This window comes from Desulfobacterales bacterium (assembly GCA_028704555.1).
Lineage (GTDB): Bacteria > Desulfobacterota > Desulfobacteria > Desulfobacterales > JAQWFD01 > JAQWFD01.
Window position 1 is genome coordinate 1 of record JAQWFD010000044.1, and the last position, 16,804, is coordinate 16,804.

Below are 16,804 nucleotides of genomic sequence, written 5' to 3' on the forward strand. Positions count from 1 at the left end.
AACCGATCTGAGCATGGAACAAAAACAGCAGTCATGGGAACTGATTGAACAGTTCCTGGATTAAAAACCGGAGAGATGTGTTACCCTCTTTTCATGATTTTGTTCGAATTTTTATTGTCCTATTACAGCTACTGTGGTATATTGAGAGTATCCAAAAGAATCGCCTCAACGAAATGTCGACATACACATCCGCTTCTGCTTGCTTTGCATTCCCAAGAAGCAAGTGAAAGGACCTCAGCCAAAATGCCAAGAACCTGACGCTAAATATCTTTGTATGGCTAACATGTATTAGACTGCCGAAGTGTCGCCTTATAAGGCGACGCAGTTTTATACGAAATCGGATTAGACGACTGATTCGTCGTCTAATCCGGGATATACAGGTATTAGACGACGAAATCGTCGTCTAATTATTTGACAATTCGTAATTAAATATTCTGTTGATGCGAACAAATGTTCACAGAAGCCTTTTTCTATGATATGGTATGGAAAAAAATATTTTGGATTCCTTTTTTTGCAGCTTTTAGCTTGTTTTTCCTTATATGTCAACGAATTGATTTGTACTGTTTTGATGCACTAATTGAAAATAAGGAGATCTTGTCATGGCCAATGAGATGAACAGCCTGAACCCGCAAATGTTTTTAAATTAAGGGCTGACAAAAAATGCGAACAAAAGCCTCGACTGCTCGATCAGGTCCGGAATGTCATCCGTTGCAAGCACTACAGCATTCGTACAGAACAAAGTTATATCGACTGGATCAAACGTTATATTTTTTTCCATGATAAACAACACCCGGAACAATTGGGTCCAGGGCACATCAGCGCGTTTTTTTCTCATCTCGCCGTTGATCGGAAGGTCGCGAGCTTAACGCAGAATCACGCACTCTGTGCGCTTGTGTTCCTTTATAAAGAAGTAATAAAAAAGGATCCGGGTGAATTCGGGGATCTGATTCGCGCCAAAAAGCCGGAAAAATTGCCTGTGGTTTTTACTCGGAAGGAGACAAAGCAGATTTTGCTGCAGCTGGAGGGCGTTTGCTGGCTTATGGGGCAATTGCTGTACGGCGCCGGTCTCCGCGTTATGGAATGTGTCCGGCTGCGGGTGAAGGATGTTGATTTCGGCTATCGGCAGATCGTTGTTCGGGACGGGAAGGGACATAAGGACCGGGTGACCATGTTACCAGCGATGATTATGGACGATTTGCAGCGGCATCTTAAGAAGGTGAAAAGGCGCCATGATTTACACCCACGTGCTCAACAAGGGCGGCCGGGGCGTTCAAAGCCCCGGCGATACGCTGTTTCAAACTGGTTTTCTTGAGGACGGTGCGCATGGATGAGCTGTATGATCTCACGGAACGTCAGCAGCAGGTGTTGGCATATATTGCGGAACATCAGAGGGATCATGGAGTCGCGCCGACGGTGCGGGAAATCGGTGATCACTTCGGGTTGCGGTCTCCGGGCGGAATTCATCGCATTCTCAGCCTGTTAAGAAAAAAGGGATTCGTTCGTTCCGATGACGGGAAAAAGCGATCCTGGAGAGCGGTCGCGGTAATTCCGGAAAAAGGAATGCCGGTCCTGGGGGAGATCGCGGCCGGAAAACCGATTGAGACCATAGCGTTATCCGGCGAACACATTGCTGTTTCGCCATCCGCTTTCGGCAGTGAGGATTGTTTCGCGCTTCGGGTCAGCGGCGACTCGATGATCGAAGCTCACATCGTGTCGGGGGATCTGGCGGTGATTAGACCGCAGTCCGAGGTAGAAAACGGGGACATCGCGGCGGTCATCGTTCAGGATGTGCTGCCGGAGGCGACGCTTAAGATCGTGCAACAAAAAAGGCGGACGCTCGTGCTGACGCCCGCAAATCACGCTTATTCGGCCATGACCTTTAAAGGTGCCGAATGCAGCAAGGTTCGCATTCTCGGAAAATGCGTGGGGATTATCCGCCGATAATACAAGCCCGGCACCTGCCTTCAAAAAATAATGATAGCAGGTGGAATTAAGCACACCCTTACCGTTCCGCAATTTCGGCGGATTTATGATGTTTCAAAAAGAGCACGGGCCCCGGTTCCCCAAAACGCACATGGATGGCAGAGGAATTTGATTTAATCATTGTCGGTGCGATTGTGCACTTTGCGCCCTGGCTGTTGAGCGCGTTTGTAAAAAAGGGGACGTAGGTTAAATTATAAATTTCTATTTTCTGTTTCAGGTATCACATCTTGAATAGTTGAGTGTCACGACATCGTGGACTCAACAAATAGTGAATAAAAATAGTTATATTTAACCCGCAAATCAGGCTTTTTTTGCATTCCGGTTCGCGATCACACTCGCAAACATCAGGCGCTTCTGATCATCATGAAAAATATTTTTTCGTTCATTTCCACTGGACAAATACATGATACAGCCCGCCTTCATATTCTCTTCGACATGCTCTGCACCCATCCACCCGAAACTATAAGAAAATTTTATACAAGCCAGACATTTATTCACTATACAGGATGTGACTCCGGTCAGTTAATCAAATAAAACAGAAACTATAACCCGGATTGCTGATGGATCCGCTTGTACTTGCCCCGCGTGGTCAGGTAAGCCGGGAACCCGACGATCCATAAAAAGAGGGTCGCAAAGAACCAACCCCAGGGGCCCATATCCAAGAACCCCTTGACCAGACCTTTCTTTACGCCGATAGCGCGGGTGTCAAAAAATACCCAGATGCTTGTTCCCAGAATAACCAACAGAATGATCGACTCCATAAATGTTTTCCTTTTGTAAAAGATTTTTCAAGTTCTTTCATGAGGTGCGCCGCATAAAACCAAGGGTCTTTTTCCCCTCCTGCAATTGCTTGATCTGCGATTCTTCCCGAAGGGCCTGCACCATCATACCGTGGATTACTTTTCCCCGCGGCAAGATTGCAAACCGGTCCCTGACGACCCGGAAGTCTCCCGGCGTCAGCTCGCTGATATTTCCAAGCATTTTTTCCTCTTCCTCGCTCAAGGGCACCGAGGTAAGGGGAGAAAGCAGCCTTTTGTAAAAGATGACATTGCCTTCCGGCTTCAGACAGCGGAAACCGATTTTATAGTTGAACCGCCGGACGGAGGCTGGGTCTATATCTTCAAAGCGATTGGTCGTGCAGATCAGGATGCCCTGAAATCGTTCCATCTGGGTGAGAAACTCATTGGTCTGGCTGATCTCCCAGGACCGGACGGCCCGGTTGCGGTTGAAAAGAAACGAATCAGCCTCGTCGATGACCAGCACAGCCTCCGCAGCCTCCGCCTCGGAAAAGATCTGGCTGATATTCTGCTCCGTTTCGCCTACATAGGGTCTGACAACTTCGCTTGTCCGCTTGACCATGAGTTCTCTTTCCAGATGTCCGGCGATGTACCGCGCCAGTTCACTCTTTCCGGTGCCGGGCGGTCCGTAAAAGAGGAGGTTGAAATTACTGACTTTATGCTGATCGGAACGGCGGAGGCAACGGTCAAACGCTTCCAGGTGTTCCATGATGGCAGGTAGTTCCCCTTCAACATGAAGTCCCGCAACGGAATAATCGGCCTCAATTGTTTCTTTGTTCTTTGGCTTCACGCCTCTGCTGATAAGCGTCATGTGGGCATCAAGGTTCATCATCACGACTTCTTTAAAAGCAACTTTTCCGGACGTCGAACTTTCCAGAGCCTTTCGGATGGATAGATCAATAGTGGCCGCGCTGACGGGATAGCGAATTGTCAGCCCATTGATTTCTTCAGGATTGAAAAGGCTCTTGACGCGGTGACGTCGGAGCACAGATTCCCACAGGTTGTTCCGCTGCCGCAGGTTGAATGCCCTGAAATGGACGCTGAATGCAAAGCGGCGCAGCACAGAATCTTCAATTTCGGAAATGCTGTTCGTAATCCAGATCATTCTGGCTCCCGGTTCTTCAAGGAGCTGGTTCAGCCAGCCTTTGTCCTGCGTTTCTCCCCGTGAAAACCAGGAATTCCGGGTATTGAGAAGGTTATCCGCCTCGTCCACGATGATCAGCGAACCGTCGCCGCCATTGGTCATATTCAGGCAGGCAAGAATGGCCGTCCGGCGTTTGTTGCTCGTATTGCCCTCCTCCCTCAGAATTTCATAGGCGGAAATCCCCAGCTTTTGCGCCAGTCCGAGGGCGTAACTCGTTTTTCCCGTTCCCGGAGGCCCGTAAAGCAGGATGTGATTCGCCGATTCCCGTTTGACATTGAGAAGGCTCAGGATATGGTCTGTTACCTTCGGATCGATCAGATGGTTTTCCAAAGGGATGGTTTTCCGGGAAAAGTGGACAAAATAATTCTTCGCCAGCAACTCGTTCGATGGTTTCTGAAAAAAGGACAGAAAATCATCCGTCAGGGTGAATGAATACTTGTTCATTTCATAGAATTCAATCCGCGCAAGCGTTCCGGAAAGGGCGGCTGTCATTTCCCGGTCGGTCATCTGCAGGATCATTTTCATATAACGCCTGCCGGGAATATCCTGGCAGTGCAGGTGATCCACAAAATAATCCTCTCCTTGACTCCAGACCGAAATAATGTAGAGAAACTCGACAAGAGCCTGTTCCGGGTTTGACAGGCGGAACATTTTTGACAGGATGTCCAATTTTTTTTCGGCATCGCTACGCCCTGAATAGGCAAGAGCCTTGTAACGCTGCTCCAGTGCATCTCGTACGGCCTTTATGAAAGATGTCGTTCGCCTTTTCCCTGATTGTTTGAGAATGCGGCAGATTAGATCAGGAGAATCGTCAGGATCGAGAATGTTTTCTTCGATGTCCGGTTCATATTTTTGTTTTTCCTTCGTGCTCATTCGTTCCAGAAGAACCTGCCCCAGGGCGATCATTTCCGGTCCCAAAACCCACGCCACCAGTTTGATGGTTTCACTGTCCGCCAATGGATAAGATCCAAGCAGGCGATCAAGGTAAACGGCGCAGTTACGAAGGACAAAGTGTTCATTCTTATCGGGACCGCAAGGCACTGCGCTTGAATGGTCCAAGTGCTTCATGCGTTTTTTAAATTTCATGGCCTTCTCCTTTCCGATTCTGATAGCAATGCCCCCGTGCTCAATTGCATCTCTTTTGGATATAAAATACCACCTGATCGTTCCATATTGCGGCACGATTTATCATTTCCTGATTAATGTGTAGAATATGTTTATTTTATTGAAATGCAGATAGTTATCTGAGCTGTGAAGCAATGCGCAAGAATTACCGGATCAAAAAAATATTCTGTTTTGAAGGGGTTTTTGGTAAGGGGGGGCTGGAAAAGATGTCCACAGCAAGGCCGAGTCCTGAGTTACTGCGGATGAATTACATAATTGATTGCATCTATCGGGATTGTGCCACCAAAGAAGAGCTTGAATTGTATCTGGGAAAATGGACGCAGATGAAATATGAAGCGTATCCGATACGCTGCGCTTAAAACGGAACGCCACGCTATTTTTAGGGAATGCGTCAGCGGAATTTTTCCCTCGATGAGTTTTTTGACAGGCTCAACGATTTGCCGGACAAGATCTTCTTCGCAGTACAGTTTCATGAGCGGCAGGACAAATCGCCATCCGGTTTAACACTCATCTTGCCAGCGTCAAAGACGCTCGTCTTTTAACTGACAACTTGCTTCAAATAATTTCAATCGGCGACTTTATAAAGCTTTTTAACTTTGGACATCAGTGTATCAGCTAACTTCTTAACATCATCATTTGGAAATCCTTCAAGCCAAAGCTTGAAATTTTTAAACAACTCGACATAAGAATCTTTATCAAATGAAATTAATGTGAAGTTGTGCTGAATCAAACTCTTTCGATCTGTTTCATAATTCATCTTTTCTGTATCTGGGATTATAATTTTTCTAATAAAATCTCCCGGAGACTTTTCAAATATTCCGAATTCGATCCCACTGTCCAAAAGCACTTCTTCAGAGTTTTTATTGTATGTAATATAGATATAAACAGTGGTATCGCATATAGAAATAGGTTTACTTACCAAGCAATTTAAATCATCAATCAGAAAAGTTTTTATCAATTCTTTATCGTCCTTGGGGTTGATATCCCATTTTTTATTGTTGATCACTGTGGAAAAAGTTTCTTTTTTATTAGGGATCAATTCATCTATTTTAAGCTGTTCGTACCACTTTTTGAATATTGATAGGTTTCTTTCAAGGATTAGTGTGTAAACAAACTTCCAATCTTTCTTCATATCCTTAACAGCACAGTTTGCCCATTTTTTATCACAAAATGACCAACCCAATAATTGGGTTTTCAATTCATGAGCATTTTGATTTTGAATTCCTTTCTTATGAAAGTGTTGTTTCCATCTGTTTTGTATCTCAACAAAAACTTCATTTTCTACATCTGTATAAAGATTCGGGTTTAATGGATCTAATTTTACAGCGGGCACATCATCCTGATCCATACGGTTTAATGAAAAAGTCCATGCTCTATAATTTCCATTAGTATTGTACCAATACTTTATTATTTTGGGTATTCCGAATTTATGATAAATGAATTTAGCTGGGGAAATGTGATCCCAATCAAATGGTACATTAGTGTCATCCAAATGATATTGCTTTTCTTTAAAATGCTTGGATAAAAATTCTCTTTGTGCGTATAGAATTAAATCCTTATTAAAGAACATTTTATCGATAAATCTCCCATAATTCGTATCCCGATGAAATTTAGCTCTAATATCACTATTGCTCTGTGCTTTATATTTGCGAAGTTGCACTAAACTATTTTTATCATATGGTTTATCATACGAAGGGAAAGGTATGAGAACTTCGTTCAGCAAAGCTCTCTGCACCGTTGAAGAAGACCAGAACAATTCTTTTCTTAGTGTTTTTACGCATGGCCAAACATTGGATAATAATTTTGCATGATCCCTCTGTTTTTCCCCTTTACCAAGCCATACAAGAAGAGTAATCATGCCAATCATTTTTCTGTGCAGATCTGTATTAAATTGAAGCATGTCCTTCTTATGCAACAGCCGGTATAAAAGGATAAACATGACTTCAGGCGCGACATCAGCTATTTTTGATGTAATCAGATAAGGAAGACCGTATGCATTTAGGTTTTCATCGTACTCCAATAAGTGTCTTGAGTATTCAAGCAATGTTTTGTTATTGTAAGACTTATTGTCCAGCACATCTATTAAAAAAAATTCAAATTCAGAGAGTTTATCAGTAATTGTTCTTTGAAACTGTTTTGGTTTTATTCGCATTGTAAGAGCATCTATATTTTCTTCTTTCTTCTGATGTTGAAACAGTCTGTATGCGATAGTTATAAAACGGGAAGGTTTCAATAACCCCTCGCAAGATTTTTCAATTTTTTCCTGCAATTCAGAACTTATTTTCGCCTTCAGAATTGAGTAGTTTAGCTCTTCTCCTCTTAAAGGGGTGCCACCTGCATTTAATCTAATGAATAGATTTTCTATCTCATCATTTGAATTATCAATTTCCTCAGTTTGTTCTTCATTATTTTCAGTGTCATTAAAATCTTCGTGGATAGTTTCCTGTGAAGTTGTGCTCACGAGAGTCTTTTTGTACTTATCAAAGTCAAGATACAAAGCTGGGATTTTTTGCTTCATATCAGAACCAATCATTATTTTAACAGCATCAAGAATTTCGCTAATTCGTTTTGATACCTTTTCATTGGTAGATAACTCAGGTATTGTTTTTCTGATTTGAGGATTTTTCTGAATTTCGGTCTGAATCTTATGTACTCTTTCCTCCCATTGTTTCTTTATTTTTTTCCAGTGTTGCCATTTCTCTATTTTTTTTATTAGTTGTTCCTCATTCTCATCTTTTAGTGCTGCATGTATAAACAAATGAAAAGGAACCGGTAACGATGCATCATATGGAAAAAACTGATCCAGGTTCACTTCCAGATGATCATCAACTTGATACAGGTTCATTGCTTTTCGGATGTTATCCGAAATCAGTGTTTTTGCGTTATCGGTTCTTTGATAACCCCAAGGGTGAGATTTTGTAATAACTCGAAAAATATATTTTCTATTATCTTCATCTTTTGGTCTTTCCAAGTCGATGAAAACTTTGATTTTGTCCTGCGAATCTTTGAATGTTTCTTTGCCAAAGCCCAGGCAAATGGCAGTAGCCCTTTGCTGCCCATCCAGCATCTCGAAAGAGCCATTATTTTCCTTCGGAGATAAAACAAAGGCTCCGACCGGATACCCTCTCAACAAAGAATCCCAAAGATTTTCGATTTGGCTGGGCTTCCAGACAAAACCCCGTTGAACCGTCGGAAGTGAAACAGTATTCTTTTCGGCCCATTCCGAAATATCCTGTAATGTATAATTTGGTTTTTTATCCATTCCTGACGAACTCCTAAAAAGTAAGTTATAGTGTAACATGCTAAGATAATTTAATATCTGCGCATATTTCTCTTGATGCTGTTTCCCAAGATGCAGGAGGCAACTTCGGCCTTGTGCAGGACACTCCTTCGCCCGCGCCTTCCGTGCGCCGCTGCCGTCAGCATTTTTCCTCCAGAAATAAATTGTTAAATATGACCATATCACTTTCAATTCCGGTCAATCAACGGCTTTGCCTGATTTTCTACCCATGATTCAATATCCTCAACCGACTGCTCCCCCAGGCGATTCTCAAAAAAATGAATCAGCGGCGGCAGCATACCGCCATATCGTTCCGTATTACGACACGATTGGCATGATTCCCATTGACCCGCTTTTATCGAAATGAGATAAAAACAAGCATTGAAAATATGAAATAAGGGAGGCGTCTATGGCTGAAAAAAGGGATCTTTACCGGAGTTACGGGCAGAAGCTGATCAGCCTGTTCGTCCGGCTGATGTTTTCCGGGGAGCGATATTCTCTGACGGAACTCTCCCGATTCCTGGATTGCTCGAAGCAGACGGTTATCCGGATATTGAATGACATCCGGATGGCTTACGGCGTGGATATTGAGGAAACTTTCCAGGGAAACAGGAAATATTACCGGATCAAACGCCCTTCAAGTCCGCTGCCCGTTATTCCGCTGACGGAGGTGGAGATCCGGACCCTGCAGATGTGTCGGGATTTTACGGAACATCTTCTTGGGAAACCGCTTTACGAGGAGGCGACCCGCGCCCTGCTCAAGAGCCGGGCTCTATTGCCGGACGACGGTAACGTCTTTGCCTCCCACTTTGCCGCCTTCCGACCGGGAACCATCGACTATGCGCCCCAGCACCGGATGATTCGTACTCTCATTGAAGCCATGGATAAAAAGGCGGTCTGCCGCCTTACCTACCAGGCCATTACGGGGAAAGCGGCCAAGATTTTTTTTATCAAACCCCTGAAACTGTTTTCCCAACGTGATACCATCTATCTTCATGCCCAACTGGCCCGGACGCCCGGCGAGCGCTACCGATCCCCGAAATTCGATCCCCTTCTGGCTGTGCATCGGATGAAAGACGTTGAGTTGACGGACCGTGCCTTTGAGCCTCCGGAGAATTTCGATTTTGAAAAGAGCTTCAACAGCCATTTCGGCGTTGTGAAGGAGAAACCGTTCACGGTGGAAGTCGAATTTGCGGGCTGGTCGGCCTGCTATGTAGCAGAACGGATCTGGAGCCCCGATCAGAAGATTACGAAAAAGGATGAGGATACGATTATTCTGACCTTCACCGCCGCATCTGAACCGGAGTTAACGGCCTGGCTGCTTTCTTTCGGTGAAGATGCGCGATTAATAAAACCGGACTGGCTGGTAAAGGAGATAAAACGAATCATTAATGGGATGAAGAGGAGTTACCGAAACAAAGAACAGTCGTCACTGACATGAGTTTGCTTTTGCCCCCCTTGCTCAAAAAAGATCAATATTTCGGTAAACGCCAGCGTCATGCCTGTTGATTTACAAAAGGAATTTTGCGTAAATTTCTTCCTATCTTTAAAAAAAAACCCCCTCCCGAAAAATTTCGGAAGAGGGATCATGTGGATATGTCCAGGGAGTTACACACCCCTTGTCCCCCTCAAGGGGGGAATTGTTTATGTTGGGATGATTTTGATTATGAATCTGTTAAAAAGTTAAACGCACTTATTCCTTTCCTCCAGTTCTCAAAACCCGGCCGCTGATTTTAAAATCAGCCCTCGAACAGTTCAGGATACAGTTTTTTTGAGCACTCCGGACAGATGCCATGGCTGAATGATGCTTCCGAGTGCCGGGTGACATATGTTTCGATGGGTTCATACTCCCCGTGCTCATTTCGAATTCTCTTGCAGGAGGCGCAGATGGGCAAAATGCCTTCCAATGCGGTTACCTCTTTTTTCAACTCGCTTGTCTGATAAGAGGTTCTGCTGAACAGATATACATAGACAATCAAAGCCAGTATTCTGATCAGGGAATTGGCGGCAGCCATGTGAAGCGACTGGGTTTCATGCCATGGAAAGTAAAAAGCGAGCCTTGCCAGAGGAAGCAATATGGCTAATGCATATGCGGTGGCGTTTTGATTGCTCCATGCTGCCATTGCCGCTGGAAGAATGTAAAGTATCGGAAATTGAACAGATTTGCCTGTGATGTAATCAATCACCAGAACAAGCGCTGCAACCCCTATGCAGTAAACAGCAGGTCGTTTGTTATACATCTGTGCTATGACACGGAGAGCCTCTTTCAAAGCCGTTCACTTTCCTGACGTCTTGTTTTTATCCCTTGATGACACCCATCGGAACCAGTTTGGCGACTTTTTTGCTGATGCCGGCGCCGTGCGCTACGTTTACCACGTCACTGACATCTTTGTAGGCATCGGCGATTTCTTCTGCCAGGGTGCCGAGGCTGGCGTTTCTTACGTAAATTCCCCGATTTTCCATTTCTCTGGCGATGGCTCTTCCCTTTGCTCTTTTTTTGGCCTGGTGCCGGCTCATTACTCTTCCGGCTCCATGGCAGGTGCTGCCGAAGGTTTCGTCCATGGCCCCCTGAGTTCCCACCAGCACATAGGAGCAGCGTTCCATGTCGCCGGGAATCAGGACGGGCTGGCCGGTGTTCTGGTAGGCGGCAGGGACCTTGGGGTGGCCGGGGGGAAATGCACGGGTGGCACCTTTCCGGTGCACGCAGACGGTTTGGTTTTTGCCGTTAACAACGTGGGATTCCATTTTGGCGATATTATGGCATACGTCATAAATCAGATCCAGGTGCAGTGCGGCCGGACCCATGTCTAAGACCCTTTCGAAGGTGTCCCTGACCCAGTGGGTGATCAGCTGCCGGTTGGTGAAGGCGAAGTTTGCGGCACAGGCCATGGCGGCCAGGTATCGTCTGCCTTCATCTGAACGGATCGGCGCACAGCACAACTGCTTGTCGGGCAGCTCAATGCCGTATTTTTCGGCTGCCCGGAGCATGACCCGGATATAATCATCGCAGACCTGATGTCCGAAGCCCCGCGAACCGGTATGGATAATTACCGTCACCTGGTTGCGTTTCAGACCCAGAGCGGATGCTATCGCTTCATCATAAATCTCGGCCACATATCCCACCTCGACAAAGTGATTGCCTGATCCCAGGGTTCCGAGCTGGTCTTTGCCCCGTTCATAGGCCTTCTGTGATATCAGCTCCGGGTCGGCGCCGGCAATGCAGCCGTTTTCTTCGATATAGTCCAGGTCCTCAAGGAGCCCGAATCCTTCCCGGATGGCCCATGCAGCGCCTTGTGTCAAAACTTTCTTATAATGAGCCGCATTGAGTTTGAAATCCTTCCGGCGGGACCCGATTCCGGAGGGAATATTGGAAAACAGGGCATCGACGATATCTTTGATTTTCGGTTCTATGTCGGATCGCTCCAGACCGGAGCGCAGCAGCCGGACCCCTCAATTGATATCGTAACCCACACCGCCCGGAGATACGATGCCCTCGTCCATATCAAAGGCCGCCACTCCGCCGATGGGAAAGCCATATCCCCAGTGGATGTCCGGCATGGCCAGGGAGTTTCCCACGATACCCGGCAGATGGGCCACATTTTTCACCTGCTGCAGGCTTTCTTCTTTCCGGATCTGATCCATCATTTTTTCGTCGACATAGATCATGCCGTCAGTGCGCATTTTTCCTTCTCTGGGGATACGCCACCGGTAGTCGTCTACCTTTTCAACCCTTACGGGAAAATCTTCTTTCATGATGTCCACTCCTTCAGGATCTCGGTGCAATTGAATAGGATAGGAATTTCCATTTTTTGATCGAGCCCTGGAGAATTTTATAAGAAAAAAAGTGCTTTGCTTTTTATCTTTTGCCTCAAACGAAGTGCTCCTCAAGCGATAGCGGTCCTCTGTCCGCCCGCAGGGCGTTCACAGGTCCAGGATGACTTTGGCCCACCACCTGCCGTTTTCATTCCGTACTTGAAGCTGGTGATAGGTCGCGGCCTTGATGGTTGTTTTGATGATATGGTAATCGTCGCGGAATGCTTCCCCCCTGACGGTACCCCTGAGGGACTTTTCCCCGAGTGTTGTGATGGTGAAATCGTGAAACAGAAGCCGTTCGACTTCGTGAAGATACAGCAGTTCATTGAGCCAGGCGACCAGCAGTTCTTCGTTACCTGCGCCATCAACCGTGATCTGGCGTTCTTCTGTCTGTTCAACCCGGTCGATGTCCGTAATGATATCGAACAGCGCCGTGGCCGCCTGGGCGTAAAGTGTTTTCAGATCATCCGCCCAAACGATCATACCGATATCCCCGGTATGATCCAGAAATTTATACCCCATGGTCACTGGCTCCAAAATGATGAAAAATAACCCCCTGACGTTGCTTAAACAAAATTTTTGCAACGCTGGGGTGAACGCTTAAGGCCGGTGGTTGAAGCTGCATAATCGGTATCTATAACTCGATAGTATGGGAATTTTCATTTTTTTGATTGAGTGTTTGATCATAACTTCGGCCAAGTTGACGCGTGCTCCGGAACTATGGACGAAGTTGTGAGCGAGTCTGAAAAAAAGGACTGAGTGCCTGAGGGGTAGGAGCTTTGCGCTCTTGTTTGAGGATGTTAGTAAGATAAAAGCTTCTTGTTTCTTATCTTTTGCCTCAAGCGAAGCGCTCCTCAAACGAAGTGGTCCTCAAGCGACAGCGGGCCTTAGTCCGCGCGTTAGCGCGTTAAGTTCACCTGTGTTCCGGATTTGGTGAAGATGTGAAACCGCGTGATGTTTCATGCTATCATAAAATCCGGGCAGGATAAAAGAATTATAATGTCACGGTAACGGGCAGACGATAGCCAGCAGCTATCAGCCGCCATTATTTTTTCCAGAATTCGGGAACCAGAAATATGATGACCGTATAGATTTCCAGCCTGCCCAGCAGCATGCACCAGATCAGAAGCCATTTTCCCATATCTGGGATCAGTGCGTAGTTGTCGATCGGGCCCACGAGACCGAAACCCGGTCCGATGTTGCCGAGGGATGCTGCAACTGCTCCGATGGATGTGATGAAATCCACCCCCATGCCGGCAAGCAGTACGGTCGAGAATGCAAACAGCGCCGTGTACAGCGCCAGAAATCCGATGACGCTTCTCATGATATCGTCGGGCACGGTTTTTCTGCCGATTTTTACATGGGCAACCGCATGGGGATGAATCATGTAAAACAGTTCCCGGTAGCAGTATTTGAAACAGAGCATGATCCGAAGGCATTTCATGCCGCCTCCGGTGGAGCCGGCCGATGCGCCGACGAACATGCACAGCAGCAGAATGAGCTGGGACATGGCCGGCCATTTTTCGTAATCGGCAGTGGCATAGCCCGTGGTGGTTAAAATGGAAACCACCTGAAAAACCCCGTACCGCAGCGCGTCACCGATTTTGTCATAAACCGGACCGTATATATTGACACTGACGATAAGGGTCAGGGTCAGAACCGATACCAGAAAAAACCGGCATTCGGAATTTTTCCAGAATGCCAGGGGGCGTCCGGTCAGAAACTGATAATGAAGGGAAAAATTGATTCCGGCAAGGATCATGAAAAGCACGATAACCATGTCGATATAGATGCTGTCGAAATAGGCGACGGAAGCGTTTTTGGTCGAAAATCCGCCGGTGGGCATGGTGGTGAACGTATGGTTCAGGGCATTATAAAAATCCATTCCCCCTGCCATGAGCAGAATCAGCTGCAGCAGGGAAAGCAGGGCATAGACTTTCCAGAGAATGATCGCGGTATCCCGGATGCGGGGCTTGAGTTTGTCTGGCACGGGGCTGGGAACTTCGGCCTTGTACAGCTGCATGCCGCCGATTCCGATGAAGGGTAGGATGGCAATGGACAGCACGATGATTCCCATTCCGCCCAGCCACTGAATGAAGCTTCGCCACATCAGCACGGATCTGGAGACGGATTCGATCTGCATTAACACCGAAGATCCGGTAGTCGTAAAACCGGATACCGATTCAAAAAACGCATCGGTAAACCCGGGGATCTCCTCGGAAAGGAAAAAGGGGAGGGCGCCAAACAATCCTACGGATATCCATCCCACGGCCACGATGGCAATGCCTTCCCGCTGGCTGATAAATTCTGTCCCGGCATTTCTGAAAAACCCGTATAATAAAAGGCCGGCACCAATGGTGATGGACATGGACTTCAGCAGTGCCGGCAGGCTCGGGTCCCCGTAATAAAGACTCGTCACAATGGGGAGCAGCAGGGTCAGTCCGAGGAAAAAAGTCAGGATACCAACTGTTTTGAGAATATATCGCCAACGCATTTAAATCCGCTCTAATTTTATAGTGAGTTTGTTTTCGATATCCGGTATGGCCTGCTTTTCGGCAAAGATGATGACCCGGTCATTGGGTTCGATGATGCTCTCGCCGGAGGGAATGATGATGCGGTCATTTCGGATGATTCCGGTAATAAGGGCTCTTTTGGGAAAGTGAATATGCTTCAGGGGTTTGCCGACGATTCCTGACGATTCGATGGCGACCGCTTCGATGGCTTCGGCCTGTTCACCCTTGATCATAATGGCCGACAGTACCTTGCCCCGACGGATGTGCTGCAGGATCGTATTGATGGCGGACAGCCTGGGGCTGACGACCTGATCGATACCGATGGCCGTCATCAGGGGGAAGTAACTGAACTTGGTCAGCTTGGTGATCGTTTTTTTGGCGCCGAGGCTTTTTGCCAGCAGGGACGCCAGGATGTTGGTCTGGTCATCACCGGTCAGGCTGATAACCATGTCGATATCCTGGATGTTTTCCTCATCCAGCAGTCGCTGATCGGTCCCGTCTCCCTGAAGCACAATGGTCTTGTTGAGCTCATCGGCAATTGCGGCACAGCGAACCGGGTCTTTTTCAACGATTTTGGTAGAAATGCCTTTTTTTTCGAGCAGTCTGGCCAGCCTCAGGCCGATACGACCCGCCCCCACGATCAATGCCCGGCGAATGGGTTCTGTCTCCTGGTTGAACACCTTCAGTGTTTCAAGCAGCCGGGTTTCTTCGCTGATAAAATACACCACATCCTTTGGCAGTATCCGGTCACGGCCATTCGGGATAATGAGCTTTTCATTTCGGATGATTGCTGCGATCAGCGGTGAATGCTTTTTTGTACGGACGGAAATGTCGGAAAGCCGGATTCCGGCGACCGGGGAATCCTCATCGATATTGATTCCGATAAATTGAATGCGTCCGTCGGAAAATTCTCCCACATCCACGGCGCCGGGTACTTTCATGAGTTTTTCTATGGTTCGGATAACCTCGATTTCCGGATTGATAATCTTATCAATAAAGGGCGCGTTATCGTGGAATCGTTGACAAAATGAGTCAAAATCGCCATCGCGCAGCCGGGCGAATTTTTTGATATCTGGAGCAATGATATTTGCCACCAGGCATGACGCCAGATTCGCTTCATCTCTGTCGGTTACCGCAAGCAGGATATCCGCGTTCCGGATGCCTGCCTCATGAAGCACCACGGGACTGCTGCCTGATCCGGTAATGGTCTGGACGTCAATATTTTCGGATACATTTCGAATGGCCTTCGGATCGCTGTCAATAACGACCACATCCTTATTTTCGAGCGACAGCTGGTGTGCGGTATGAAACCCCACCTCACCGGCGCCAACGATCACAATCTTCACAGGTATGATTTCCTTATTTTATGCAAAATTTTAAATTTCCGGACTCAGCCACAAATATAGCGGCTGAAGATGTCATATGGGTGAGTAAGGGCTTCGAAAAGAATAAATTCCGTAAGACGCTGTGATTTATTCTTTACCTAAGCAGATTGTAAAATCAAAGCAGTTCAGCTTCAATTGATAAGGAGGATTACTATAATCGGTAGCCGGTGTCAAATGGTTAAGGGCGGGGCAGAGGCCTGGTAGTATGGCGTAAGCAGTATGGATCAGGCAGTTATAATAAAAACGGCGGGTTGGATTAGGAAAAGCGGGTGGCTGGTGGATTGGGTACAGGGTACAGAGAAACTCGCGACTGAATCCGGGTAGCCCGGATATTTCAAATCCGTTTTCCAGTATATTAAACGGATGGATGAAATATCCGGGTCGGGGGGTAATCGAATCAGGTGTCCCGGTCTTTTAATGTTTAATGGTCGCAGCAGTTATCGCCGCTTACCAGGGTTCCGTTTAAATATTGCAACGCAAGGTTTTCGGGCGTCTCACCGGCCGCACCGACGATTACGGAGATGTTGTTCTGGTTAAACAGCTGCTGTGCCCTGATTCCCATGCCGCCTGCGATGATCAGGTTGGCTCCGAGTTCACCGAGCCAGCGGGGTAGAACCCCGGGCTCATGGGCTGGGGGTTTAACAACCGACTTGCTGATAATTTCCTTTTTTTCCGCATCCACATCCAGCAGAACAAAATCTTCGCAATGCCCGAAATGCATGCATAATACGCCTTGTGTCATTGGGATGGCAATTTTCATAGCC

Annotated in this window: 11 protein-coding genes and 2 pseudogenes; 3 read left to right on the forward strand and 10 right to left on the reverse strand. The window is 46.9% G+C overall.

Annotation, left to right across the window (positions count from 1 at the left end; all coding sequences use genetic code 11):
* Positions 1-643 precede the first annotated feature (643 nt).
* A complete protein-coding gene (locus PHQ97_13715; GenBank protein MDD4393794.1) occupies positions 644-778 on the reverse strand; it encodes a hypothetical protein in 135 nt (44 codons plus the stop codon).
* Positions 779-976: 198 nt separating this feature from the next.
* Between PHQ97_13715 and PHQ97_13720 the strand changes: the two are divergent.
* Positions 977-1,216: pseudogene (locus tag PHQ97_13720) on the forward strand (tyrosine-type recombinase/integrase).
* A 107-nt stretch (positions 1,217-1,323) separates the two neighbouring features.
* Positions 1,324-1,944, forward strand: coding sequence for a transcriptional repressor LexA (gene lexA, locus PHQ97_13725; protein ID MDD4393795.1), 621 nt, complete (start codon positions 1,324-1,326; stop codon positions 1,942-1,944).
* A 581-nt stretch (positions 1,945-2,525) separates the two neighbouring features.
* On the opposite strand, the gene PHQ97_13730 is transcribed toward lexA, so the two are convergent.
* From PHQ97_13730 to PHQ97_13740, 3 genes are all read right to left on the reverse strand, one after another.
* Positions 2,526-2,744: a hypothetical protein gene (locus PHQ97_13730; GenBank protein MDD4393796.1), complete on the reverse strand. Its 219-nt coding sequence runs from the start codon at positions 2,742-2,744 to the stop codon at positions 2,526-2,528.
* A 37-nt stretch (positions 2,745-2,781) separates the two neighbouring features.
* Positions 2,782-5,010, reverse strand: coding sequence for an AAA family ATPase (locus PHQ97_13735; protein MDD4393797.1), 2,229 nt, complete (start codon positions 5,008-5,010; stop codon positions 2,782-2,784).
* A gap of 604 nt (positions 5,011-5,614) precedes the next feature.
* The gene (locus PHQ97_13740; protein MDD4393798.1) at positions 5,615-8,311 is read right to left on the reverse strand and encodes a DUF262 domain-containing protein; all 2,697 of its coding nucleotides are present in this window, start codon (positions 8,309-8,311) and stop codon (positions 5,615-5,617) included.
* Positions 8,312-8,738: 427 nt separating this feature from the next.
* On the opposite strand from PHQ97_13740, the gene PHQ97_13745 reads away from it, so the two are divergent.
* Entirely contained in the window at positions 8,739-9,770 is a 1,032-nt protein-coding gene (locus tag PHQ97_13745; GenBank protein MDD4393799.1) for a WYL domain-containing protein, read from the forward strand.
* A gap of 298 nt (positions 9,771-10,068) precedes the next feature.
* Here PHQ97_13745 and PHQ97_13750 read toward each other — a convergent pair whose 3' ends face one another.
* The 6 genes and pseudogenes from PHQ97_13750 to PHQ97_13775 all read right to left on the reverse strand — a co-directional run bounded on the left by PHQ97_13750 (position 10,069) and on the right by PHQ97_13775 (position 16,800).
* Positions 10,069-10,599, reverse strand: a complete 531-nt coding sequence (locus tag PHQ97_13750; GenBank protein MDD4393800.1) for a hypothetical protein — start codon at positions 10,597-10,599, stop codon at positions 10,069-10,071.
* Between the two features lie 28 nt (positions 10,600-10,627).
* A pseudogene (locus tag PHQ97_13755) lies at positions 10,628-11,971 on the reverse strand (RtcB family protein).
* A gap of 279 nt (positions 11,972-12,250) precedes the next feature.
* Positions 12,251-12,664 (reverse strand): archease, encoded by a 414-nt coding sequence (locus PHQ97_13760; protein MDD4393801.1) that lies wholly within the window; start codon positions 12,662-12,664, stop codon positions 12,251-12,253.
* A 523-nt stretch (positions 12,665-13,187) separates the two neighbouring features.
* Complete coding sequence (locus PHQ97_13765) at positions 13,188-14,636, reverse strand: TrkH family potassium uptake protein (protein ID MDD4393802.1); 1,449 nt, start codon at positions 14,634-14,636, stop codon at positions 13,188-13,190.
* The gene (gene trkA / locus PHQ97_13770; protein MDD4393803.1) at positions 14,637-16,001 is read right to left on the reverse strand and encodes a Trk system potassium transporter TrkA; all 1,365 of its coding nucleotides are present in this window, start codon (positions 15,999-16,001) and stop codon (positions 14,637-14,639) included. It lies immediately after the preceding gene.
* Positions 16,002-16,461: 460 nt separating this feature from the next.
* Positions 16,462-16,800: a NifB/NifX family molybdenum-iron cluster-binding protein gene (locus PHQ97_13775; protein ID MDD4393804.1), complete on the reverse strand. Its 339-nt coding sequence runs from the start codon at positions 16,798-16,800 to the stop codon at positions 16,462-16,464.
* Positions 16,801-16,804 lie beyond the last annotated feature (4 nt).